Annotated in this window: 18 protein-coding genes and 2 tRNA genes; 8 read left to right on the top strand and 12 right to left on the bottom strand. The window is 50.3% G+C overall.

What is annotated here, in order from left to right; all coding sequences use genetic code 11:
* Positions 1-128 precede the first annotated feature (128 nt).
* The gene (locus AB1K62_RS05095) at positions 129-1,535 is read right to left on the bottom strand and encodes a protein adenylyltransferase SelO family protein (RefSeq protein WP_367001778.1); all 1,407 of its coding nucleotides are present in this window, start codon (positions 1,533-1,535) and stop codon (positions 129-131) included.
* A gap of 62 nt (positions 1,536-1,597) precedes the next feature.
* Between AB1K62_RS05095 and AB1K62_RS05090 the strand changes: the two genes are divergently transcribed.
* The 4 genes from AB1K62_RS05090 (at position 1,598) to AB1K62_RS05075 (ending at position 5,527) form a co-directional block, all read left to right on the top strand.
* Entirely contained in the window at positions 1,598-2,458 is an 861-nt protein-coding gene (locus AB1K62_RS05090) for an alpha/beta hydrolase (RefSeq protein ID WP_367001775.1), read from the top strand.
* 34 nt (positions 2,459-2,492) lie between these two features.
* Complete coding sequence (locus tag AB1K62_RS05085; RefSeq protein ID WP_367001772.1) at positions 2,493-3,629, top strand: glycosyltransferase family 4 protein; 1,137 nt, start codon at positions 2,493-2,495, stop codon at positions 3,627-3,629.
* 97 nt (positions 3,630-3,726) lie between these two features.
* Positions 3,727-5,130, top strand: coding sequence for a nitronate monooxygenase (locus AB1K62_RS05080; protein ID WP_367001769.1), 1,404 nt, complete (start codon positions 3,727-3,729; stop codon positions 5,128-5,130).
* 67 nt (positions 5,131-5,197) lie between these two features.
* On the top strand, positions 5,198-5,527 hold the full coding sequence (locus tag AB1K62_RS05075; RefSeq protein ID WP_367001767.1) for a PilZ domain-containing protein: 330 nt from the start codon (positions 5,198-5,200) through the stop codon (positions 5,525-5,527).
* Positions 5,528-5,558: 31 nt separating this feature from the next.
* Here AB1K62_RS05075 and AB1K62_RS05070 read toward each other — a convergent pair whose 3' ends face one another.
* Positions 5,559-6,860 carry an ammonium transporter gene (locus AB1K62_RS05070; protein ID WP_367001764.1) on the bottom strand — a complete coding sequence of 434 codons (1,302 nt, stop codon included), beginning with the start codon at positions 6,858-6,860 and terminating at the stop codon, positions 5,559-5,561.
* Positions 6,861-6,920: 60 nt separating this feature from the next.
* Complete coding sequence (locus AB1K62_RS05065) at positions 6,921-7,934, bottom strand: D-glycerate dehydrogenase (RefSeq protein ID WP_367001762.1); 1,014 nt, start codon at positions 7,932-7,934, stop codon at positions 6,921-6,923.
* 136 nt (positions 7,935-8,070) lie between these two features.
* Between AB1K62_RS05065 and AB1K62_RS05060 the strand changes: the two genes are divergently transcribed.
* Entirely contained in the window at positions 8,071-8,562 is a 492-nt protein-coding gene (locus AB1K62_RS05060; protein WP_367001759.1) for an SH3 domain-containing protein, read from the top strand.
* A gap of 406 nt (positions 8,563-8,968) precedes the next feature.
* Here AB1K62_RS05060 and AB1K62_RS05055 read toward each other — a convergent pair whose 3' ends face one another.
* Positions 8,969-10,159 carry an acetyl-CoA C-acyltransferase gene (locus AB1K62_RS05055; RefSeq protein ID WP_367001756.1) on the bottom strand — a complete coding sequence of 397 codons (1,191 nt, stop codon included), beginning with the start codon at positions 10,157-10,159 and terminating at the stop codon, positions 8,969-8,971.
* 223 nt (positions 10,160-10,382) lie between these two features.
* Between AB1K62_RS05055 and AB1K62_RS05050 the strand changes: the two genes are divergently transcribed.
* Both AB1K62_RS05050 and AB1K62_RS05045 read left to right on the top strand, forming a co-directional pair.
* The gene (locus tag AB1K62_RS05050; RefSeq protein ID WP_367001754.1) at positions 10,383-11,144 is read left to right on the top strand and encodes a prepilin peptidase; all 762 of its coding nucleotides are present in this window, start codon (positions 10,383-10,385) and stop codon (positions 11,142-11,144) included.
* A gap of 91 nt (positions 11,145-11,235) precedes the next feature.
* A tRNA-Leu gene (locus AB1K62_RS05045) sits at positions 11,236-11,320 on the top strand.
* Between the two features lie 231 nt (positions 11,321-11,551).
* Here AB1K62_RS05045 and AB1K62_RS05040 read toward each other — a convergent pair.
* The 7 genes from AB1K62_RS05040 to AB1K62_RS05010 form a co-directional block, all read right to left on the bottom strand.
* Positions 11,552-14,485: a TonB-dependent receptor gene (locus AB1K62_RS05040; protein ID WP_367001752.1), complete on the bottom strand. Its 2,934-nt coding sequence runs from the start codon at positions 14,483-14,485 to the stop codon at positions 11,552-11,554.
* Positions 14,486-14,726: 241 nt separating this feature from the next.
* Positions 14,727-17,270, bottom strand: a complete 2,544-nt coding sequence (locus tag AB1K62_RS05035; RefSeq protein WP_367001750.1) for a TonB-dependent receptor — start codon at positions 17,268-17,270, stop codon at positions 14,727-14,729.
* A 192-nt stretch (positions 17,271-17,462) separates the two neighbouring features.
* Positions 17,463-17,538, bottom strand: a tRNA-Thr gene (locus AB1K62_RS05030).
* 41 nt (positions 17,539-17,579) lie between these two features.
* Complete coding sequence (locus AB1K62_RS05025; protein ID WP_367001747.1) at positions 17,580-18,452, bottom strand: hypothetical protein; 873 nt, start codon at positions 18,450-18,452, stop codon at positions 17,580-17,582.
* Positions 18,453-18,554: 102 nt separating this feature from the next.
* The gene (locus AB1K62_RS05020; RefSeq protein ID WP_367001745.1) at positions 18,555-19,793 is read right to left on the bottom strand and encodes a mechanosensitive ion channel; all 1,239 of its coding nucleotides are present in this window, start codon (positions 19,791-19,793) and stop codon (positions 18,555-18,557) included.
* 141 nt (positions 19,794-19,934) lie between these two features.
* A complete protein-coding gene (locus AB1K62_RS05015) occupies positions 19,935-20,927 on the bottom strand; it encodes an NADPH:quinone oxidoreductase family protein (protein WP_367001742.1) in 993 nt (330 codons plus the stop codon).
* Between the two features lie 92 nt (positions 20,928-21,019).
* Positions 21,020-22,336 (bottom strand): replication-associated recombination protein A, encoded by a 1,317-nt coding sequence (locus tag AB1K62_RS05010; RefSeq protein WP_367001740.1) that lies wholly within the window; start codon positions 22,334-22,336, stop codon positions 21,020-21,022.
* Positions 22,337-22,472: 136 nt separating this feature from the next.
* On the opposite strand from AB1K62_RS05010, the gene AB1K62_RS05005 reads away from it, so the two are divergent.
* On the top strand, positions 22,473-22,931 hold the full coding sequence (locus tag AB1K62_RS05005) for a hypothetical protein (protein ID WP_367001737.1): 459 nt from the start codon (positions 22,473-22,475) through the stop codon (positions 22,929-22,931).
* Positions 22,932-22,967: 36 nt separating this feature from the next.
* On the opposite strand, the gene AB1K62_RS05000 is transcribed toward AB1K62_RS05005, so the two are convergent.
* Positions 22,968-24,149: a glycosyltransferase family 1 protein gene (locus tag AB1K62_RS05000; RefSeq protein ID WP_367002067.1), complete on the bottom strand. Its 1,182-nt coding sequence runs from the start codon at positions 24,147-24,149 to the stop codon at positions 22,968-22,970.
* Between the last annotated feature and the right edge of the window lie 49 nt (positions 24,150-24,198).

The raw sequence follows: 24,198 nt of genomic DNA, 5'->3' as shown, positions 1-24,198 counted from the left end.
AATACGCTAAATGTCGGTTGGTTTATAGAACCCTTAACTAGTCGGGGTCGTGCAAAAATCCAGCCGATATTACCTTTATTTACGCTCCTTTAGCCATATACAGATAGTTGCTGGTGTAACAAAGCCTCTCATGGCTTCAGAGACCTTAACGCATGCCCCATGTTTCGGATGGCGTTGATTTTACGGGTTAAAGGCTGCCAATCATCGTCCTTCGCAATAGCATCCCAGATTGTTTCGACTTCTTCAATATGCATCGAGCAGGGCGCACCGGATTGCCAGTAATCATGTTCCGATCCGCGAACCTGTTTGCGTTTTTCCATTTCCTGCCGAAACACTTTAAATTCATCAGACGTATATTCCGCGCCTTCGGGAATGACATCCTGCCCCCAATCAAAGAAAAACCGGTCAATGGTCACCGTTTTGAGGCCCAGTGCTTTTTCGGCAGCTATGACAAGAGGTTTATCTTTGTCAAAACCTTCACTTTCCACGCCAAGTCGCCAACACATATGTTCGGTAAAGGCTTCGCCATATGAACGGGGAAAGCTATCCAATGTTGCAACCAGCTGATCGCTCTCGCAGATTAAAGTGAGTGCGCTGGCTAATTGTGCGAGATTCCAGTGCAATGCTTCGGGTTGCCGGGCAAAACAGTAAAGCCCTTCACGATCAAAATAGGCGGCAGTGAAACCCGGTTCCCAATATGGGGTGAAACGCCATGGGCCATAATCGAAGCTTTCTCCGGTAATATTGATATTATCCGTATTCAGCACACCGTGGACAAACCCTGCGGTCATATAACTAGCTGCTAGCCGGGCGGCTCTGCTTGCTACATACTGGAACAATTCCGTTGCCGGATTATCGGTTTTCGCGCCGCCATAGAAATTTTCCAGACAATAATCGACCAGCGCATGCATAAGGTCGGTATTTCTTTCAGCTGCTATCCTCTGGAATGTGCCGTAACGGATATGGCTGTGACTGAGCCGTGTCATCACTGCTGATCGGGTGGGGGAGGGTTCGTCACCGCGATATAGTTTTTCTCCGGTTTCAATCAATGAAAACGTCTTGGATGTTTCAACGCCCAGCGCTTCCAGCATTTCAGTGGCTAATATTTCGCGAACGCCGCCTTTCAATGTCAGCTTACCATCGCCGGAACGGCTCCACGGGGTCGTGCCCGATCCCTTGGTGGCAAGATCCATTAGCCGGTTTTCATGATCACGCATCTGGGCAAATAGAAAGCCGCGCCCGTCACCGATATCCGGATTATAATTTCGGAACTGGTGACCATGATAACGCAGCGCTAATGGTGGGTCCAGATTATCGGGGAGCGGATCGAAACGACCAAAATGATTGATCCATTCGTCTTCGGTCAGGTCTGATAAGCCAACAGACTGATCCCAGCGATCATTACGAAATCGCAACTCGTGCATCGGGAAAACGGCAGCTTGTACAGGATCTCCGATTTTTTCACCCAATTGCGTTATCCTTACATCAGGACGGTAGGGCGATTTTGCGGGTTCAGCTTGCGGTTTATATGGCATTACTCAATAGTGGGGATGAATATAGGGCGCGGCAAGGCAGAACCGGGGGAAATACAAGATTTATGACCCAGTTAAATTATAAAGACCGATATTGGACATCGGATGATGGCCTGCAATTGCATTATCGCGATTACCCGGGTGACGAGCAGAAGACTCCCATTATCTGTATCCCCGGATTAACCCGCAATATCCGTGATTTTGTTCATTTGGGTGACTGGCTAGATGGAAAGCGCCGTATCATCATGGTCGATCTGCGCGGGCGGGGTGAAAGCGAATATGCCAAGGATAGTACAAGCTATAATGTGAAAACCTATGTTGGTGATATTATCAGTCTGATGGACGAGAATAAGATAGCGAAAGCCGTGTTTTTCGGAACATCGCTGGGCGGAATTGTCACAATGGTTATCGCATCCAGGCATCCTGCGCGTATTGCCGGTGCCATGATCAACGATATTGGTCCCGATGTCGATCAGCGCGGGTTGGACCGGATTGCTGAATATCTGGGGCAGGGGCGTAGTTTTGATACATGGGCCCATGCGGCTCGTGATATGGCGGTCATTAACAAGGATATTTTTCCTGATTTTAAGCTGAAAGATTGGATTGCTCACGCTAAGAAGCTCTATGGAATGAACAGTTCCGGGCGGATCAAGCTGGATTATGATATGAAAATATCCGATCCGTTTGAAAGCAAGGGCGGTGATAATGCTGCACTTTGGCGAGCATTGGATTCATTACAGGATGTGCCGACGCTGATCTTGCGGGGCGCTTTGTCAGATCTTTTCAGTCTGGCAACCGCACAAAAAATGCTTGGTAGATTGAACAAGGCTGAACTGGTTACCATCCCGCGTGTCGGACATGCGCCGACTTTGGAGGAACCTGCATCTCTTGACGCGATTGCTGCATTGCTTCAACGGATAAATTGATCTTTTTCGACTTTAGCGATAGCCAGCATATCCGATGAAAACATCCAGAATCCTGCATTTGCACAGCACGTTTAATCTTGGCGGCAAGGAAGCGCGAGCGGTCCAGCTGATGAACTATTTTGGCGAGCAGGCAGAGCATACGATATTATCAGCAGAACCCGGAAATTTATCGGCGCGCGAGGCGATTGCAAAGCATATCAAAGTCAATTTTCCGGAGGATGCACCGCCTCTTGCAGGTAAACCATCCTTGAAACGCTATCGTAAAATGATTGATTATTACCGGGGCTTTGATCTGGTTTTATCATATAATTGGGGAGCGATGGACGGCGTGATGGCACGGACATTATTTTCCGGGTTTAAAGGATTGCCGCCTCTGATCCATCATGAAGATGGTTTTAACGAGGATGAACGCACAAAGCTGAATTGGAAACGGAATTTGTTCCGGAAATTCGCGCTGGGTGGTAGTATGGCGCTGGTGGTTCCTTCGGAACGGTTGGAAACCATCGCAAAAACAGTATGGAAACAGCCAGAAAACAAAATACACCGGATTCCTAATGGAATTGAGGTGAAGCGTTTTGACAAAAAACCGCAACGCGGTGCACTGCCGGGCTTTAAGAAAGCAAAAGAAGATGTCGTTGTCGGGACAGTGGCAGGGCTTCGCGCGATTAAAAACCTGCCACGACTGGTGCGGGCCTGCGCTACGGCTGGTGATAATGTCAGGCTGGTGATTGTTGGAGAAGGACCGGAAAAAGAAGCGGTTTTAAGCGAAGCTAAGCGTTGCGGGATGGACGACCGATTGTTAATGCCCGGGTTTCAGGCTAACCCCGAGCGATACGTCGGACTGTTCGATATATTTGCATTATCTTCGGATAGCGAACAATTTCCGATTTCTCTGATTGAGGCGATGGCCGCAGGCTTGCCTGTAGTGGCAACCGATGTTGGTGATATAAAATCTATGGTATGTCAGGTGAATCAGGAGTTTATTACGCCTGTTGTTGAAGAGGATGCATTTGTCAGAGCACTGTCAAAACTGGTCCAAAGTGAACAGTTGCGGCAGAATATTGGCGCGCAAAACCGGATGAAGGCACAGGCAGAATATAACGAAAGCAAGATGTTGGCGCGATATGCAATATTATATGGCCATGCTTTGGGTAGACCCAGATTTGCTTAGATTCTGATGCAGAATAATATTATCAATATTTACTAATTTTTTCGGACAATTTCGCGATGTGGTGTTAAGGCCCGCTCGATGTATATAGGAGAATATAGTGTTTAAAGGGCTTAAGCCTATCCAGTATAACGGTCGAGAAGTGTGGCCGTTGATAGAAGGTGGTAAAGGTGTTGCTGCCACCAATCATGCGAGTTCCGGCGCATGGGCCGCTGCGGGCGGTATCGGGACTGTTTCTGCCGTCAATGCGGACAGCTATGATGATGACGGCAATGTCATTCCGCAAATTTACCATGGCAAGACTCGCGGCGCTCGCCACGAAGAGCTGGTAAAATATGCCATTGATGGCGCGGTTGCACAGGTAACACGCGCCCATGAAATTGCTGATGGCAAGGGTGCGATCAATATTAACGTATTGTGGGAAATGGGCGGTGCCGAGCAGGTATTACACGGCGTTCTGGAACAGACCAAAGGCATGGTTGCCGGTGTTACCTGTGGTGCTGGGATGCCCTATAAGCTGTCGGAAATTGCCGAACAATATGGTGTAAATTATCTGCCGATCATTAGCTCTGCCCGCGCGTTTCGGGCTTTGTGGAAACGGTCTTATAAAAAAGTGCCAGACTTACTTGGCGCGGTAGTTTATGAAGATCCGTGGTTGGCGGGTGGACATAATGGCTTGAGTAACGCGGAAGACCCCCGCAAACCCGAAGATCCTTATCCGCGCGTAAAAGCTGTGCGCGACGTCATGCGCGCAGAAGGCATAGCAGACAGTGTTCCTATCATCATGGCGGGCGGTGTCTGGGCGCTTAAAGATTGGGATGACTGGATTGATAATGAGGAATTGGGGCAGATTGCCTTTCAATTTGGTACACGCCCACTGCTGACCAAAGAAAGCCCGATCCCTGATACTTGGAAGAACGAGCTTATCAAGATCAAGGAGGGGGATGTTCTTCTGCACAAATTCTCGCCTACCGGGTTTTATTCTTCGGCAGTGCGTAATGAGTTTCTTCGCAGTCTGGAAGCGCGTTCGGAACGCCAGATCCCTTATTCGACCGAAAAAGCCGGAGAGCATACCCATCAATTGGATGTCGGTGTGAAAGGCAAGAATTTCTGGGTTACACGCAATGACCTTCTACGTGCGCGCAGTTGGGATGGCCTGGGCTTCACCATGGCGCTTAAAACGCCAGATAACACGCTTATCTTTACAACGCCCGATGAAGCTACGATGATTCGTAAAGATCAGGCAGATTGCATGGGTTGTCTGTCACATTGTGGTTTTTCCTCCTGGAAGGATCATGATAATTACAGCACAGGCCGATTAGCCGATCCGCGCAGCTTTTGTATCCAGAAATCCTTGCAAGAAGTGGTCCATGGATCACCGGTTGAGGAACATCTCATGTTTGCAGGACATGGTGCTTATAATTTTGGCAAGGACCCTTTCTATTCCAATGGTTTTGTGCCCACTGTCCAACAGTTGATAGATCGCATCCTGACCGGAGAATGAATGACTTAGCGCCGTTAACCTTTTGATATCCTCTTCCATTTACATAGTGCTAAAGATTGGAGGGGGCATGGCGTTAAAATCATCACGTTATCGAAAAGTCGGGCCAGCATCGTTGAGCCAGCGTACCGAGCCGCGTCATACTGTAGTGATTTCCAGCGCTTCACTAAAACGCAAAGGTAACAAACCGATTGCTGCTACTCTGCTGGATATATCCATTTATGGATGCCGTTTTGAAGCGGACGCCATATTTAAAGAAGGCGAAAAAGTGGTTGTGACAATGGATGAGCATGAGCCGGTTAATGCGACTATGGTATGGCAGAAAACAAGGCAAGCCGGATGCCGTTTTGCCGATGCACTGGATACAGAAGTTTTGCGCGCTCTCACTCTGTCAGCATAAACCGTAAGCGACTCCTACTTCCTATATTTTCCTAATCTATATTCAATGCCCGTTCGCCGTGATTGGCGATGTCGAGGCCGTCGCGTTCGTCATCTTCACTAACCCGCATCGGTAAAATAAAGCTGATCCCGAAGCCGAGAACTGCCGTGGCGATGGCAGACCAAATGACGACGACGCCAACACCGATCAATTGCGCGATAAACTGGCTTCCAAATGCCATGTCGTCCGCATAGCCAACACCGCCCATGCTATCGCCAAGAAATATAGCGAGCATTAGCGAGCCGAATATTCCGCCCACCGCGTGAATAGCGAAAACGTCCAGACTGTCGTCGATCTTGAAACCATTTTTGACTAGCCCGATCGCAAAGAAACACACAAAAGCTGCGGCCGCGCCAATTATCAGCGCACCGCCCGGCCCTATATAACCGGAAGCAGGAGTAATGGCCGCTAACCCGGCAATTGCACCTGTAGCAGCGCCAATGGTGGTTGACTTTCCGACTTTGATCCGCTCCATCAATATCCATATCAACGATGCCATGGCAGCTGCGACATGGGTGTTGATAACTGCGGCTGAAGCATTGTCGGTTGCGGTTAAAGCAGAGCCGCCATTCAGCCCAAGCCATCCCACCCAAAGCAATCCTGCCCCGGCAACGGCAAAAGCCGGACTATGCGGTAGCATCAGGGTTTTTGGCCAACCAATGCGATTGCCCATCATAATTGCGATGACGAGCGACGAGATACCAGCTGTAGTATGAACAACAATGCCGCCCGCAAAGTCCAGCACGCCAAGCTGCGCAAGCCAGCCTCCACCCCAGACCCAATGCGCTACTGGCGCAAAAACCACCAGAAGCCATAACGAACAAAAGGTTATCACCCAGCCAAATCTTGCGCGGCCCACCCATGCGCCGACCATTAGTGCACAGGCGATAATCGCAAATGTCATATGGAACATCGCAAAGGCCGATTCCGGTATTGCCGTTCCTTCGCGCACATTACCAAGATTGCCTAACATCCAGTTGAAGCCATTGCCTAAAATACCGCTGCTGACCGGCCCAAAGGCAAGGGTATATCCCACTACAACCCACAGGATTGATATGATTCCCGCAATCGCGAAGCATTGTATCAGCACCGACAGGAAGTTTTTCGAGCGAACCAGACCGCCATAAAATAGGGCAAGACCGGGAATGGCCATCAACAGGATTAGCGCGGTGGATGTCAGAACCCAGGCCGTGTCACCGCTATTGCTGACATCAACAGGGTCGATATATTGCTGAGCAGTTGCTGGTGCGGCGGCCAATATTGTTGCTATGCCTGCGACAATAGTTTTACCCATATGTTTCACCTATTCCCTCTGAAACAATGTTCTTCTTAGCATATATTCATGCCTGAAAGATTAAGCCCAGCCTTCCAGCACCTGATCAGGCGGTCTGTGTCCATCGGCCCATACACGAATGTTAGCGATAACGCGTTCACCCGATGCTTCGCGTCCTTCAAATGTGGCGCTGCCCATATGCGGGAGCAAAACGACATTTTTAAGCGTTAGCAGGCGTTTATCTACCGCGGGTTCACGCGCATAGACATCAAGCCCCGCTCCGCCGATCTCTTCATTCTGAAGCGCTGTGATCAATGCATTTTCGTCAATCAGGTCGCCGCGGGCGGTGTTGATAAAATAGGTGGAGGGTTTCATCATCGCTATGCGGTCGGCACTGATCAAACCATGGGTTTCGGGTGTGCGTGGGCAATGGATGGTAATGATGTCACAGCTGCGGATAAGTTCATCCAGATCAGCAATATAGCTGGCGTTCAAAGATTCCTCGACTGCGGGGGGCAATTGGCGACGGTTGTGATAAACAATGGATAGTCCAAAGCCCGATGCCCGGCGTGCAACCGCCTGACCGATGCGGCCCATGCCGATAATGCCGAGTTTCTTTCCACCGATACAGTGCCCAAGCATGCCTGATGGTTTCCAACCCTCCCATTTTCCAGAGCGCATCAGTTTTTCGCCCTCGGCCAGACGGCGGGGAACAGAAAGAATCAACGCCATGGTCATATCGGCCGTATCTTCGGTAAATACGCCCGGTGTGTTGGTGATCATAATTTTGCGTGAACGGGCAGCTGCCAGATCAATATGATCTACCCCGGCACCAAAGCTAGCAAGCAGTTTCAGGCGATCTGGCGCTTGGGCAATCATCTCGGCATCTATCTGGTCGGTGACGGTAGGGACCAGAACATCACAATCGGCCATGGCCGCGATCAAATCATCGCGGGTAAAGGCGCGATCAGTTAAATTGGGCACGACATCAAAAAGTTCACCCATTCGGTCGTGAACAGAATCGGGCAGTTCCCGGGTCACTATGACTCGTGGTTTTGCGGGGCGAGGTCGGTCGTATTGAGATGTAGCAGCCATATGGCATTTGCTATGCCTGATTTTTACATCAGGTCAAGAAGGTGGCGCTTGAAGCGTGTTCGGCTTTCAGTTTATGACTGTTACTCAAAGGTTGCTTAAAGCACTGCGCTACTGGGGAATAATATAGTTTTGCATCATGGGTAAATTTTTATCGAGAATATTGCCGATGCTCGGGCTGGCTATCTGGATATTGGCATCTGCTCCCCCGGCGATGGCTGAGCGGGACCCCCCTTATTGGGCCTCAATTGATAAACCAAAAGCACGAATGCGTACGGGGCCAAGCACCGAATATCCGATAACATGGATATACAAGCGGAAAAACTTGCCGATAAAAATCGTTGCGCGCTATCGGTCCTGGCGCAAGGTTGAAGACCCGGGCGGCACACAAGGCTGGATACATGCCGGCCTGTTAAGCGGCTCTCTAACCGCGATGGTGACGGGGCAGAAGGGGCAGGTGCGAACATTGCACGCTAAGCCGGATGAAGATGCGAAAATAATCTGGCACGTTGAAGCAGGAGTTGTTGGCAAGATTAGCCGATGCGAAAACGGATGGTGTCTGTTCGATGTCGATGGACGTCGTGGTTATATCAATCAGGCAGTTATCTGGGGCGGCCAAGCATTGGAATAATGAAGAAGATGTTCAGTTGATATAAATAACGGAGCTATTCTATCTGTCACCGCTAAGTTCACTAAGTTCACACCAAGAACGGCTTTTGCCAGAGCTTCCCGTCGATATTTCTTTTTCAAAGTTCACACAAATCACACGGTGATTTCCGGATAATATTCGTATTAATCTATCATTTCCGGCGATCTACCATTTCCGGCGATTTATCATTTCCGGCCAAAGTTCTGCTCTGGCCAAAGTTCAGCCGCGTAGATGTTATTCAATATAAGAAAGAGCCGGATGAGTGTTTATCATAGAGAACCCATGTAGGACAGCTTCATAACTGTCCCTCGTCCGGGGAGAATATTCGCTGTAAGTCCCACCAAGGGGCAGGAAACAATGTTTCCCGCCCATTAGTGATGGCCTGGAATTATTCAGCCAGCTCTATCGCAACCGCAGTTGCTTCTCCGCCGCCGATACACAGCGCAGCGACACCGCGCTTCAAGCCCCGTTTTTTCAATGCAGCGATCAATGTTACCATGATCCGCGCACCGCTGGCTCCAATCGGATGGCCCAGCGCGGTTGCGCCGCCGTTGACGTTTAACTTGTCACGGGAAATCCCGATATCCTGCATGGCGAACATAGCAACACAGGCAAAGGCTTCATTCACTTCCCACAGATCAACATCATCCACATTCCAATTCGCTTTTTTCAGCACTTTTTGAATTGCTGCCACGGGAGCCGTGGTGAATTTGGCGGGTGCATGGGCATGGGCGGCATGGGCAACAATTGTGGCTTCAGGCTTCAATCCTTTGTCTTTTGCCACGCTGGCCCGGCTTAATACCATCGCCGCCGCGCCGTCCGAAATAGAAGAGGCATTGGCCGCGGTGATTGTGCCGTCTTTCGCAAAAGCAGGACGCAATTGCGGGATTTTGTCGGGATTGCCTTTTAACGGTTGCTCATCCTTGTCCACTGTAACGCTGCCTTTGCGGGTCTTGACCTCGACGGGGACGACTTCATCATCAAACGCATCGCTCTCGACAGCAGCTTTTGCGCGAGCGAGCGATTCAATCGCATATTCGTCCTGAGATTCGCGGGTCAGTTGATATTCGCCAGCAGTTTCCTCGGCAAAGCTGCCCATCGCCCGTCCGGGCTCATAAGCATCTTCCAGTCCGTCGAGAAACATATGATCCATTGCCTGCGCGTGGCCCAGCCGCGCGCCGCCACGCATTTTCGGAAGCAGATAAGGCGCGTTGGTCATGCTTTCCATTCCGCCGGTGACAATGATGTCCACCGAACCTGCGGCCAATGCTTCGGTGCCCATGATTGCGGCCTGCATACCCGATCCGCACATTTTGTTAAGTGTGGTGGCTTCGACCGATTGCGGTAATCCGCCCAAAATGGCTGCTTGACGGGCAGGGGCCTGACCCTGGCCAGCGGATAAAACATTACCCATGTAAATGCGTTCCACATCCGCGCCATCGACGCCTGCGCGCTCTACCGCCGCGCGAACGGCAACAGCGCCCAGATCAGGCGCGCTTACGTCGCCCAAAGCGCCTTGCATGCCGCCCATCGGGGTGCGGGCATAAGAAAGAATGACGACTGGATCGGATTGAGACATGAGTAAGGCCTTTCAAAAAAAATCTGCGAATGTATCTGCGTGGGCAGTGTGCATATTGGCCTTCGACATAGGCGCCACTTCGCAGTTTTTCAATGCAGGGATAAGGGAAAAAGCGTTGTTCAAATTGCGTGCTTTTGAGAAAACCAGCGCTTTCGGCTCGACAAGTTCAAGGGTAACGGGAAAGAGAAGCATATCCATTTGCCAAGACGTTTCAGGATAAGCAATGAATCCTATCCTCTATCCCATTTCAGGAGCCATATTCGGCCTGATGATTGGCAGTTTTCTGGCGACGATATTTGCTCGCTGGCCACAAGGGGAATCGGTCGTGTCGGGGCGTTCGCGCTGTGATCACTGTGGTCAAAAATTGCGGGCGGTTGATCTTATCCCGGTTTTCAGTTTTATTTTGCGGGCAGGAAAATGCGCGAAGTGCGGCGCAGCGATAAATTACGATCATCTGGTGATTGAGCTGGCAGCGGGCCTGATCGGGGGCGTGGCTCTATATGCCGCGCCGGGCATCACGGGCGCTCTAGGCGCTATATTTGGCTGGTTGCTACTTATCTTGGCGTCGCTTGATGCAAAATGGCAATGGTTGCCCGACCGGCTGACAATGGCATTGGCGGTGACCGGATTGACGGGCTCCCTCATAGTCGATGATCCTGATTTTCTGAACCGGCTGATTGGCGGTATTTCCGGGTTTTTTGCGCTTTTTCTGGTTGGCTGGGGCTATCAATTGCTACGCGGTCGGGAAGGGCTGGGAGGCGGTGATCCTAAATTACTGGGTGCGATCGGATGCTGGCTGGGATGGTCGGCGCTGCCATTGGTCATATTGGGTGCGGCGCTGACCGGATTGACTATGGCCGCATTACAAAGACTGCGCGGACAGGGGATTGCGGCGGATACTGCGTTGCCTCTGGGCAGCTTTATGGCGATCGCTGCTTTCCCGCTTTGGATCATTCAGACAATGACCAGCGGGAACCTGCTTTAAGCGGAAACGCATTCAGAGGGTTGCCAGCAAAATTATACTCCGCTAACAGGACCGCGATTTCGTAAATGCCAGTCTACGGCAAAGGAAGTCAGCCCCTGTGGTGGAATTGGTAGACGCGCTCGACTCAAAATCGAGTTCCGCAAGGAGTGCCCGTTCGAGTCGGGCCAGGGGCACCATTTTCCAGACGATCATCCAGCGGATGATCGCTCGATACTATCTCCTCTGGAAAATTGCTCCTTCTGAGAAAAAGGGTGAATACCGCCCATCATTATCTGCGGGGCATATTCGGCAAAACCTGCAATCGGTTACTACGCAGCATATTTTTGGCACCCGGCCTATAAAGCTCAGCCTATAAAAAAGCCCCGCCAGTTTCCCGGCAGGGCTCATTTTTCTACGTGACGATCTCTTTAGAACTTAAAGCCCGCTCCAATACCATAGCGGCGCGGGTCAAGCGTGAAGACATTTGTGTAAAGGCCTGATGAGGCATCTGTCACATATTGCCCCGTGATACTGTTGCTATCAAATATATTTTGAATAAATCCGCGAACATACCACCTGTTATCGGCGCCATTCAGCTGAACCTGTGCATTGGCTTGAGTAAATCCTTCGATACGGTCCGGTGTGCTATTAAAAATACTACCATAGCTGTTGCCGGTATAGGCAATATCGAGGCGTGGAACCAAGCTCATGCCATTGTTGAAGTTTGCGGTATATTGTGCCCCAACCGAAAATTTGACATTGGGTGCCTGTGGCAGTTCGTTGCCTCGGATATTAACCGGAACACCGGAACCCAGAACTTCAAATGGCAGATTGCCACCCGTTATTGCCCCGGCCAATACAGAACAGATGCTGTAAGCCCCCGTTGATGCAATACCGCCATCGGCCGGAAATGCTTGTGGTGCGTTCAGGCCCAGTCCGGCATTGACCGCAGCAACAAAGCCGTTAACTCCGGCTACATTACCCGCAACCGTTGGAACCACAGCACAGTTAGATGCATTGGACAGGTCTTTAATAATGACCGCATCGCTGCGTCCACCACCGGGGTCTCTGGGATTGGAAAGAAACTTGTCTTCCGACACCTTGGTGTGAAGGTAACTAAAGCCAAGGTTAAACACCCAATCCGGATCGGGCCGGATGACCGCTTCTGCTTCCAGACCATAAATATCAGCGCCGACATTGTCATTAACGGATGTTCGCGCAACAATACGGCTAAGCTGCAAGTCTTTATATTTATAGTAGAAACCTGTCAGATTAAGCTGCAATGCGCCATCAGCAAATGAGTTTTTCAGGCCGACTTCAAATGCATCCACCTTTTCCGGCCGGAATGCTTCGTTTACTGTGAATACCGGTGACAAAGGCGGGTTTATACCACCGGATTTATAACCGCGCGAATAGGATATATAGAGTAAATTATCGTCCGTAATTTTATAGTCGATGACTGCGCGCCCCGTCAGCTTGTCAAAACTGACTTTGCGGTTTTGAAATGGTTCACAACCTGCAGCAGATCCGACAGCCCCTACCGGAGAACCAGCAGTACAAGGTGTCGAAAGATCCGCATCAAATAATGCTCCATACGGCGTGTCATCAATATTGCCGGTCAAAGTATAAGGGATGAAGACCCCCGAATTAAGCAGTGCTGTCCGTGCACGAACAGACTTTTTATCGTTGTTGTAACGAAGCCCGACTGTGAATTTCAGACGATCACTCACATCGAAATAAGCCTCACCGAAAATACCATAGGATTTCAGATTAAAATTGTCCGTATTATTACGATAAAAGGATTGCCCTTGATGGGATGGTGGCAATCCACCAGCAAGAGAACCAAATGATCCCAAAATCGCTGACGAATAATCAAGCCCGAAAGCATTCACATAATAGCTATTTTCTTTCACGTCAGACTCAGCGTAGATGCCGCCAAGAAGAAAATTGAACATTCCGTCCAGATCGCTACTGATGATTGCTTCACCTGACCATGCCGAACCTTTCTGGTTAGAACGGTCAAATTGTAGCGGCTCACTACCGCAAATTGCATTGCCGCCAAACGAACCAAGTCCCGTCGGATCAGTATCAGACGTGCAATATATGCCGCCGCCCGGTCCGCCCGGGTTAAGCGCACTTGCCGCCGGAGCAAAATAAGCCGCCGGTAGTCCTGGAATTAATCCGGCAGCCGCAGCGGCAAGCGTCGTTAAGCCCGGTGTATAGAGCGACTTGTCCCCCACATTCAGGTTATAGTCCTGCCGCGAGTCAACTTTTATTTCCTGATAAGTACCAGATAGCTGTGCGCTGATCGGTCCGAAATTATGTTCTACTCTGCCCTGAAAAATAAGTTCGCTGGTAAAATATTCCGGGGTAAAAGCCGTATTTACCTTACGTGGATCACTAGGCGTTACGGAATTTGCGTAAATATCCGGATCATTTTCCAGACTCCCAAGCGCGAATGCTGTCGGAATACCGGCAATTGACAATAATTCTGTCGAAGCAAAAATTGCCGCTAGCGTGGAGTTCCCGTTGACCGGAGAAGCATCCAGACGATTATTGAGGCAGCCTAACACGCCTGTCGGGTCGGTTTGGCAGAGCTGTTTCTGGATACGCATCCGGTCATCATCTTCCCGGAAATAAGACGCCATGAAATCAACTGTTGTATCCGGACCCGGCTCCCAACGTAGAGAACCACGAATGGAATATAGATCACGACCATCAATTCTGCTGTTATCAAACAGGTTTTTTGTGAAACCATCCCGATTGATGTACACGCCGGCAATTCTTGCTGCCAACGTTTCCCCGATTGGGACGTTTACCATGCCTTTGACCTTGAAGGATTGGTAATTGCCATATTCACCGTCAATTGAAGCTTCAAATAGGTCGGTCCTGGGTTTGGTAGTTACAACGTTAACCACGCCGGATGTCGCGCTACGGCCAAATAATGTCCCCTGTGGGCCACGCAAAACTTCGACGCGTTCCAGATCATAAAACTCTGTTTCGAAAAGCCGCGTTTGAAACAGCGGTGATTCATTGAGGTGGATCGCCGTAGCCGAGTCGCAAGTGACCCCGGTACATAAATCTCCGATGCCGCGGATGGTAAAGCTGGAACTGGTAAAATTGGTCTTGGTGAATGTTATGTTCGGCAACGTCAGTTGAAGGTCGGAACTATTTTCAATCTGTTGCGCTTCCAATGCGGTTGAATCGAACGCAGAAACAGCAATTGGAACGTCTTGAAGGCTTTGGGCCTGTCGCTGGGCTGTCACGATGATGATCTTGTCATCCATTCTGTTATCTTGCGCTAATGCTGGTGATGATACAGCAGTTATGGCTGTGGCAGCTAATAGTAACGACTTACGCATAAATCTCTCCCGTCCCCTATGTTGACTGGAGAGTGCAGCTTTATGCTCATCCCTCCAGATACATTGATATTCAACTAATCAGGCAATTAAGTCTAGATAGAAATTAAAAAAATGCACCCTTACGTTACATTATTGCAACTTTGCTCCCTGGGTTTCGTGAGAAGCGAACGAAAAAAAAAGCCCCGCCAGTTTCCTGGCAGGGCCTGTTAAACCTTGAAAAGCTGTGGCCTTTCCGGCTCTGCTAAAACTTGTAACGTGCGGTTACACCATAGGTTCTTGGCTGGTTTGGATAACCGCTAATGCTGCCGCTTTGCGCGACGGAAGGGAATACCAGGGTCAGATATTTGTCATTCGTCAGGTTGCGGCCATAGACCGATAGCTCAAATCCACTGATATGTTGAAAGGTCACAGCAGCGTTTAACTGTTTGACTTCCCGTTTCAGACTTTCTGCAAAACCATTTGGGAAACCGATAAGTCCGTCGACCAAATGCACCGGGCTTTCATACAAATAGTCACCGCGCGCAATTAAACGTGATCCATTGTCAAATTCATGCGTGTAAGTTGCGCCCATTGAAGCAGAAATGCCGGGGATACCAGCCGGGGTCGCGCCGGAAATATCTCCAAATGCCGAATTGACGAACGAGTCATATTTTGTATCGAGATACGTCACCGCCAAAAATAATGTCAGCGGGTCAACCGGAGTCACCGTACCATCAAATTCTATTCCAAAGGTGGATTGCTCGCCTGCATTGGCCAATGCAAAACCTGTTCCGGTGAACACATTGCTCTGGAATCCTTCAATTGATTGTTTGAAGGCTGTAATATTGAAAGCCGCATAGTCAAACTGGGCTTTCAAACCGATTTCATAGACTTCAGAATTTTCCGGTCCGGCAAAGCGCGAGCCGGATGTCAGATTAGGCGTATTCAATCCGCCAGCGATTATTGCGGGTAAATCCGTTGCCAATGGCCGGCTATCGCGCGAGAGGTTAATCGAACTGGCCTTGAAACCTGTTGCATAGGTTGCATAGACGTTGACATTGTCGTTAACCGCATAAGAAGCGCGAACAGACCATGCGAGATCATCGTCATTGGTCCGGCCATCTTCCACGGCATTCGGCACGTTCAGGAACGGCGGAAGGAATTGGAAGTTTTTCAAGTCAGCAAGTGGGTTTGCGCTATCACCATTTGGCAACGTCGCAGTGGGATTAGCAGCAAGAAACGCCGCGGTGGCCGGGTCTACACCGCCACCAATCAACAATTGCTCCCGGAATGGTGCATATTGCGGTGCATCAAGGTCGATGCCGGAAAAGACATCACTACTCGTCACATCTGTGGAAAAGCGTTTTTTATCCTTGGTATAATTAAAACCGCCAGTCAGTGTGAGCTTATCAGTAATTTCAAAATCGACCGTGCCGAAAATCGAATAGGCTTCGTTGGAGAAGTCATAGGCTTCGTCAAAACCGTCAGCAGAACGGAAAAATCTCCCGACATATTGGGTGGGATCGCCGTCCAATGCACCAAAGGTTTGCTCAAGCATAGGAACACTCAAAGCCCCGCCAGATGCCGCCTGAACTAACGCATTGCCATAAGTGCGGAATTGGCTGCCAAATTGAAACTCGTTAATTTGGTCAATATTTTCGTCAAAATAATAGCCGCCAAGCAGGAAGTTGACCGGACCATCAAATTCAGATGCCAAACGTAATTCCTGTGTAAAGGTCTTGATACGCGTATCAGCGAAATTTCGACCGATGAGATCAGCGCCAGTAAAGTCGGAATCCTGATCCGTCACGGCATTTACACGCCGATAAGCGGTGATAGCTGCCAGGTTCAGCGCACCAAAACTATAGTCGAGCTGACCCGAAACACCATAGTTTTCAATATTGTTGGAGGACAGGAAGTTGTTATAAACATTATATGAAAACGGATTTTCCGGATCGACAGCTTTGCCGCCAGCCAGCATATCGGAAATTGCGCTCGTCGGACCGTTTACAATATTGGCTGCGATACAGCAGTTCTCGTCAATCTTGTCGTAATCCGCAATCAAGCGGACCGATAGATCGTTAGATGGTTCAAACAGTAATTGCGCGCGCGTGCCCCAGCGATCACGATCGTTAACATCCGTGCCCAGGGCCAGATCCTGTGCATATCCATCCCGCCGGTTATATTTACCGGCAAGACTGAAAGCCACGGTGTCGGTTAGCGGTCCGGTAATATCAGCCTTCGCAACAACCGTATTGTAATTACCATAAGTCAATGAAGCAGAACCGCCAAAGTCAAATTGCGGCTTTTGCGTAACCACGCTGATAACGCCGGCAGATGCGTTCTTTCCGAACAACGTAGATTGCGGCCCGCGAAGTACCTCGATCCGCTGAACATTCGGAAGATCGCCAATCTGCGCCGCAGAGCGAGAACGATACACACCATCAATGAACACGCCCACAGATGGCTCGATACCGGCATTATTAGCGCCATTGCCAAAACCGCGAATAACAAAATTGGTATTGGCCGAGCTTTGAAATTGCGACACACGCAGCGACGGAACGATAGATTGCAGGTCCAGAAGATCACGGATTTCCGCTTGTTCAATGGTCTCTGCACCTGTCACCGAAACGGCGATTGGGGTCTCTTGCAAGGTTGTTTCACGCTTGGACGCGGTCACGATGATGATATTGCTATCAGCCGCGGTATCTTGCTGCGTATTTTGTGCAACATTCTCAGCATAAGCAGGTACAGCTGAAATCAGGCCACCAATTGCGGTAGCGGTCAAATATTTTGATATTTTCATGATATACTCCTGAGAGCCCTTTTCGTATAAAGTGCGCTAAATAAATCCGTTATAAATCTGCGCGCTCCTTGATGGAGGCGAGTCAATAAGTCCACCGTTACCAGTTACTTAGCGCCACTATACGCGCCATTATTGTAAGGATGCACACAAAGCGTTGCCGCGATGCAACAGATAAGTTCAGAGTTTAAATAATGGTGCCGAATATCCGACTCGAACGGATGACCTACCGCTTACAAGGCGGTTGCTCTACCAGCTGAGCTAATTCGGCGCTGGTTTTGTGGCTGTTGCCAATAACGAGCGCTCTTTGCTTCAAAAAACTCCAAAGGTCCAGCCCTCTTTTTGTGCAATTTCATTTGTTAGCATTGGCGGGTGCCATAGCTTTGTGTTCAGGCTTGCGTTTTTCATCCATGTAGCGGTGATTAATGCGTCTGTGCTATGGTCATCATAGCGCCGCAGTTTTGGCGGCAGAGATGAATTAAGTGACGACAAAGCGCATTCCAGCCCACTGCGATCGCGTATTTTGCTTCGGCCCTTGGGCAATCCTGCTGCACGTGCGGCAATCGCGGTGTAAATTTCTACGATCATGGGGCCGTTATCAGGCACGGGGTCAAAGGGCCAGATGGGAATAGCGCCATCGAGTTGATGCAGCATACGCATTCCGGTCAGGCTGGATTTACCGACCTGCGCTGCACCAATTAAGTTAAAGCAACTGGCGCTGTTACATTGCCCGGTATTGCGTTGATGATGTTCAACAACGCGCAACCGTCCTGCACCGCCGATAAACAAATCCCCGACATGATCGCGGCTGTGCCTGAAATGGCGCGCGGCTTCACGATGGTTGAGAAAGGATTGAACGCCCAGATAAGGGTCGGCGGCGCATAGATGCTCTACCAATTGCCACAAACCTGCCGCGTTGGCAGGAGTAGCGTCCCATTCAGGGAAATAGGCTCCGCTATCCAGAAAAGGCAGTCCCATCGACAAGTCTAGACCAATTAGCATATTCTGCTTGGTCGTCGATATATGTAACAGCCAGTCGCGGACATCTTCGCGTGACCATTTCGGGCTGGGGGAAATCAGGGTCGGCGGTCCGTCCGGTCCAATAACAGCTACCGCTATGCCATCGGGGCGTTCCGTTTTTGCTCCGGACCAGTCAATGCAGGTAAAATATTCAAAACGACGCATTTGGTGATTTTAAGGCATGAAGTTCATAAGTGGCAAAAAATAGACAAAAGAAAAGGGCAGGCCACACGGACCCGCCCTTTAATTCTTTAAAAGTTTTCCAGCTTATTTGCCGGCAGAGGGCTTTTTAGGAGCCGGTTTGCGAGACGCTGGTTTAGCCGCGGTTTTTTTCGGAGGATTGGCATATAAGTCCTCCAAAACTTTGCCAGCGACATTGCGGCCGCCCCAACCAAAGGCCAAAGCTGCTGCCGCTGCGCCGCCAATCACGAGAGCCATAAAGGCCATCTCGACGATTTCTTCGCCCACGCCCATGAATTGCAGACCCATGAAAGTGAACAGCACGATCGCAGCATAACGCACGATAGAAGCGGCCATATTGCTTTCTCCGGTGCCGCTGATGACCCGGGCCATAAGATTGGCGATAAGAAAGCCAACCCCGATCACTACGCCGCCAAAGATAACCCGGCCACCAAGGACGAGGATTTGGTCAAGGATGATGGTCAGATCACTAAAGCCCAGCATACGTGTTGCCGCAATGGCAAAGAACAGCATGATTGCAATCTGTGCGATACGGGCAAGAATGGAAGTAAGCGGTGTTCCGCTTGGCAGAATATCCATTGCCGCAACCGATTGATCAACGCCCAATCCTGGCAGAACTTCCTTAATAATCTGAACCGCAAACTTGCTGATCAGATAACCAATGCCAAGAATGATCGCAGCACCGATAATATTCGGGATAGCGGCAAGAATCATGCGGAGCATATCGCTAGCTGGTCCGGAAACGGATTCTAGTTTCAAGGTTTCAAGCGAAAGGATTGCGACCGGAATTATAATCAACACATATGCAATAGTTCCTAATGTTTTGCTGATCTGTGTATTGCCGGTAACTGTATCGACGCCTCCACGATTAGCCCATTTGTCAAAATCTACCGTTTGCAATGTCGTCACCAGAATATCGCGGACGATACGTGCGACAACCAGACCAATGAAGAATATTATTGCCGCACCCAAGAGGTTGGGAACAAATTCCATGATACTGTTTAACAGGGTTTGAATAGGCGCATCGACGCCGCCTAAACCTAATACGCGCAATATGATGAGCAAACCAAAAAGCCAGATCAGTAAAGATACTATTTTGCCGAGGGATTCTCCGACCGAGGTGCCAGAAGATGTATCCTGTCTGAGGAAGCCTACATTATCAACCAGCTTTGCGAACGCCCATTTAGCTGATTTAGCTAAAACCCAAGTAACGAGGAGGACTAGCAGTGCAAGGCCTACTTTCTCTCCTAGTTGCATGGCGAGCTCAGCATCAAAAGCATAGTTCCCTATTCTTATTCCATCCATAACGCTTCCCCTTAATTGTGGATAATCATATATTAAACAGAATGGTAACATGTTATTCATGCAAGATACAGGGTTGAGTAGTTTCAATGGCACGGCACAGATGTAACATTTTGTTTCGTGCCGCAGTTGAATGATTGTGGGTTAAAGCGTCATATCAATCACTACTCGCCCGATTACGGCCCGTTTTTCGAGGACGCGAAGGGCGTCTTTCGCCTGGTCCAGCGCAAAGCTGTGCGAGATATGAGGGTGCATTATGCCCTGCTGCGCCAGATCGAGAAGCGCTTTTTGACTACGCTTGGCCAGTTGCGGGTCGCGTCTAGCGCTTTCGCCAGCGCGCAGGCCGATGAGGCTATAGCCTTTGATGAGTGCATGATTGGCCGGAAATGATGGGATATCACCGCTGGCAAAGCCGACAATGAGATAACGTCCGCCCCAACTGATAGCGCGCGTTGCTGTTATCGCCAAATCACCGCCGACCGGATCGAACACGACATTGACTCCTTTTCCGCCGGTCAGCTCTTTGACTTTGGCGGCAAGGTCCGGGTCAGCAGGGTCAAGACTATGCGTCGCTCCCGCTTCCATAATCGCCCGCCGCTTTTCATCGCTGGACCCTGTGCCAATTACTATCGCGCCTATATGCTTGGCGAGTTTGACCGCTGCCATACCAACGCCGCCACTGGCACCGAGGATCAGGACCGTTTCGCCTTTTTGTAACGCAGCCTTGTCGTTGAGGGCATGCCATGCCGTGATCGCAGCGCCGTGCCAGCATGCGCCTTCGGTGAAGGAGAGGGCCGGGGGCAGGGGAGTGGCTTTATCGGCGGTCAGAATGATCTGTTCGGCAAAGCCATCGCCCTTGTTGCCGCCCATTATACGGTCACCAATGGCAAAGCCGGTTACGTCTGGTGCGACCTCGATAACCTCTCCGGCGATCTCAAGGCCTGGAACGAATGGAGGCGATGGGCGGAACTGGTATTTCCCGTAAGCCATTAATAAATCAGGGAAATTTAATCCAGCTGCTTTTACGGCTATGCGTAGCTCTCCAGCCTGTAGCGGTTCTGCCTCCATCTCTTTAATCTCGATGGAATCTGGTCCGCTCAACGCGGAGCAGACAGCGGCGCGGTATGTTTTACTCACAGGGACACACTATAGTAATGGCGAGTGAACATGATTCATTTGCTCCAATCGGCGTTTATGACCCGGGCACCCCGATAGATGCCGGTAAGACTTTAACCATTTCTCTCACGCCGTAAATTCTCCCAATAGTCTAGTCTCTCACGGATTTTCCGTTCAAAGCCGCGATCAACCGGCGTATAAAACTGCATGGCTTCCATTTCTTCGGGCCAGTAATTATCGCCGGAAAAGCCCGCATCCGTGCTATGGTCATAGGTATAATCTTTGCCGTAACCAATATCTTTCATCAGCTTGGTCGGCGCGTTAAGAATATTTTGCGGTGGCATGAGCGACCCTGTTTGCTTGGCGGATTTCCAAGCAGATCTTTGCGCTTTGTAAGCCGCATCGGATTTCGGGGCCGTCGCGCAATAGATACACGCCTGCGCGATGGCCAGTTCGCCTTCCGGACTGCCCAGAAAATCATAAGCATCTTTCGCGGCCAGCGCCTGTATCAACGCCTGCGGATCAGCCATTCCGATATCCTCGCTGGCAAAACGCACAATCCGCCGAAGGACATACAGCGGCTCCTCTCCCGCCACCAGCATGCGGGCAAGATAATAAAGCGCCGCCTGAACATCCGATCCGCGCATTGATTTATGCAGTGCGGAGATCAGGTTATAATGACCCTCCCGATCCTTGTCATAGACTGCCATACGCCGGTGCAACAGCTTTGCCAGCGCAGCAGAATCAAGCGGCTCATTGATGTCGAGCGAAAATAATGTTTCGGCCTGATTGAGCAAAAACCGTCCATCGCCGTCGGCGCTGGCAATCAACGCATCACGCGCACTCTCTGTAATTGGCAGGGCTTTGCCCATCAACGCCTCAGCCTTGGTCAAAAGCTGATCCAGCGCAGGGCTGTCCAGCCGGTTGAGGATCAGCACCTGTGTCCGGCTGAGGAGGGCGGCATTCAGTTCAAAAGACGGGTTTTCAGTTGTCGCCCCGACCAATATGACCGTGCCTTTTTCAACATAAGGCAGAAAGCTGTCTTGCTGCGAGCGATTGAAGCGATGGATTTCGTCAACAAATAACAAAGTTTGCTGGCCGGTTTGTTGTCGCTGCCCGGCCTCGGCAAATACTTTTTTAAGCTCCGCAACGCCGGAAAAAACCGCCGATATAGCCTTGAAATGAAGGTCGGTTTCATTGGCGAGCAGCCGGGCCAGACTGGTCTTTCCGGTTCCCGGTGGCCCCCAGAATATTATGGAAGACAGCTTGCCAGCCACGATCATACGTTTCAGCGCGCCATTATCCCCGACAAGATGGTCCTGACCGACCACATCGTCCAGCTTCTGAGGACGAAGCCGCTCGGCCAGCGGACTATTGTCGGCCATATCGCCTTGTGCCTGCGGGGTATCAGAGAGGAACAAATCATCCATCACTTGCGCTTATGGCATTTTCTTTACTGAAAAACAGCTTGATCGTTGCTCTATCCCTGAATTTTCCTGAAATTTTTCCATATTCTGCAATCAGGATGCCTGTGGTATAATGTCAAAGCGGGGTAAGGAGAGAAAAATGTCTGAAACACTGGAAGCCTTAACCCATGATAGACGGCCAAAAACGCCGTGGCATATATGGACGGTCGGTATCATTGCCACGCTATGGAATGCGGGGGGTGTGCTGGATTATGTAATGACCCAGACGCGCAATGAATCTTATCTGGGTTCATTCTCCCCCGAACAACCGGATTATTTTTTCAATTTTCCAATCTGGGCCAATATCGCTTGGGCATTTGGCGTCTGGGGTGCATTTATCGGCTCGCTATTGATATTATTACGCAGCCGTTATGCCGTTGCTGCGTTTATCATATCCTTGCTGGGATTGATTGGATCAACAATCTATCAAATGACTGCCGATATGCCATCCAGTTTAAACACACCGGGAATCTGGGCTTTTAACGCGCTTATCTGGACGTCGGTAATTTTCCTTATCTGGTATTCCAGCAAGATGACTGGCAAGGGTATATTGCGTTAGAGTGATTGCTCACCCAAACTCATAACCCGCTTTAATTTACCGGACAGCGGCCTGTTTGATCGGGCTGTGACCGGATTGGCGCTGACGGATCAGACGAATATAGGTTTCTGCGACCGTGTGGTTAATCTGATCCCAGCTAAACTCATCGGCGCGCTTCTCGCCAGCTTTACCATGGTTTTTGCGAATGGCTTCATCTTGGCAATAGAGCTGTAAAACATCGGCGAAATCGCGAATGGCGCCGGGTGTGACCAGCCGTCCCGATACCTTGTCTTTGACCAGACTTTGACTTCCCGTTGCCTTTGCCGCGACGACCGGTAGGCCGCAAGCCATGGCTTCCAGCGTTACATTGCCAAAGGTTTCGGTGATGGACGGATTAAAAAGCATATCCATGCTGGCTACCGCACGTCCCAGATCATGCCCTTGCTGGAACCCTGCAAATATCGCGTCGTCCATCCGGTCTTCAAACCATTGCTGGGCCGGGCCTTCACCAATGATTAGCACCCGGTGTTTAATGTCGCGGCGTTTTAATTCGTCAATCGTGTCGGCAAAAACGTCCAGTCCTTTTTCCATGACCAACCGGCCCAGAAAGCCGATCACCGGCTCATCATTAGCAATTCCGAAGGATTGCCGCCAAGCCAGATCGCGCTTTGACGGATTGAAAACATCTTTATCAACGCCGCGCGACCATATTCCGACATCATAGTTCATGCGTTGTTCTCGCAACACCTGTGCCATGGATTCGGAAGGGGCGACCAGCGCGTCACAGCGGCGGTACAAGCGGCGCAAAATCGCCTCGATCACCGGTTCCAGAAACGCCAGATTATAATAGCGCGGATAGGTTTCAAAACGGGTGTGCACCGAAGCCAATACCGGAATATCACGATTACGCGCCCAGCTAACCATACGGTGGCCAACGCGGTCGGGACTCGAAATTTGCATGATATTGGGGTTGAACTCTGCCAGATCGCGTTTGGCAGTGGCCGAAATATGTGTAGGGAAACGATATTCCCCGCGTCCCGGAAAGGCAAAAGAAGGGACGCTGATCAAATCGCCGGTAGGTTCAAATGCCGGAGTATCCGTGGTCGGAGAATAGACGCGCACGGCGGCTCCCTGACGCAGAAGATATTCCGCTAATCTGTTCAAAGCCTGATTCGCGCCATCGCGTACGAAATTATAATTGCCGCTATATAAGGCAATGCGAAGGTCACTTATTTCCATTTTTGCCTTGAAGCATAATAAATCGGAAATTGCCAACGTGAACTTTGCC

Origin of the sequence: Parasphingorhabdus sp. JC815 (genome assembly GCF_040717415.1) — a bacterium.
Taxonomy (GTDB): Bacteria; Pseudomonadota; Alphaproteobacteria; order Sphingomonadales; family Sphingomonadaceae; genus Parasphingorhabdus.
The sequence above is the reverse complement of the archived record's forward strand: the minus strand, read 5'-3'. Positions and strand labels throughout refer to the sequence as shown.

Coding starts and splice junctions, on each gene's coding strand:
- AB1K62_RS05020 (WP_367001745.1), bottom strand. CDS start 19,793: ATGGATGGAATAAGAATAGGGAACTATGCTTTTGATGCTGAGCTCGCC.
- AB1K62_RS05070 (WP_367001764.1), bottom strand. CDS start 6,860: ATGGGTAAAACTATTGTCGCAGGCATAGCAACAATATTGGCCGCCGCA.
- AB1K62_RS05010 (WP_367001740.1), bottom strand. CDS start 22,336: ATGGATGATTTGTTCCTCTCTGATACCCCGCAGGCACAAGGCGATATG.
- AB1K62_RS05055 (WP_367001756.1), bottom strand. CDS start 10,159: ATGTCTCAATCCGATCCAGTCGTCATTCTTTCTTATGCCCGCACCCCG.
- AB1K62_RS05025 (WP_367001747.1), bottom strand. CDS start 18,452: ATGCGTCGTTTTGAATATTTTACCTGCATTGACTGGTCCGGAGCAAAA.
- AB1K62_RS05065 (WP_367001762.1), bottom strand. CDS start 7,934: ATGGCTGCTACATCTCAATACGACCGACCTCGCCCCGCAAAACCACGA.
- AB1K62_RS05060 (WP_367001759.1), top strand. CDS start 8,071: ATGGGTAAATTTTTATCGAGAATATTGCCGATGCTCGGGCTGGCTATC.
- AB1K62_RS05035 (WP_367001750.1), bottom strand. CDS start 17,270: ATGAAAATATCAAAATATTTGACCGCTACCGCAATTGGTGGCCTGATT.
- AB1K62_RS05075 (WP_367001767.1), top strand. CDS start 5,198: ATGGCGTTAAAATCATCACGTTATCGAAAAGTCGGGCCAGCATCGTTG.
- AB1K62_RS05005 (WP_367001737.1), top strand. CDS start 22,473: ATGTCTGAAACACTGGAAGCCTTAACCCATGATAGACGGCCAAAAACG.
- AB1K62_RS05040 (WP_367001752.1), bottom strand. CDS start 14,485: ATGCGTAAGTCGTTACTATTAGCTGCCACAGCCATAACTGCTGTATCA.
- AB1K62_RS05090 (WP_367001775.1), top strand. CDS start 1,598: ATGACCCAGTTAAATTATAAAGACCGATATTGGACATCGGATGATGGC.
- AB1K62_RS05095 (WP_367001778.1), bottom strand. CDS start 1,535: ATGCCATATAAACCGCAAGCTGAACCCGCAAAATCGCCCTACCGTCCT.
- AB1K62_RS05000 (WP_367002067.1), bottom strand. CDS start 24,149: ATGGAAATAAGTGACCTTCGCATTGCCTTATATAGCGGCAATTATAAT.
- AB1K62_RS05085 (WP_367001772.1), top strand. CDS start 2,493: ATGAAAACATCCAGAATCCTGCATTTGCACAGCACGTTTAATCTTGGC.
- AB1K62_RS05050 (WP_367001754.1), top strand. CDS start 10,383: ATGAATCCTATCCTCTATCCCATTTCAGGAGCCATATTCGGCCTGATG.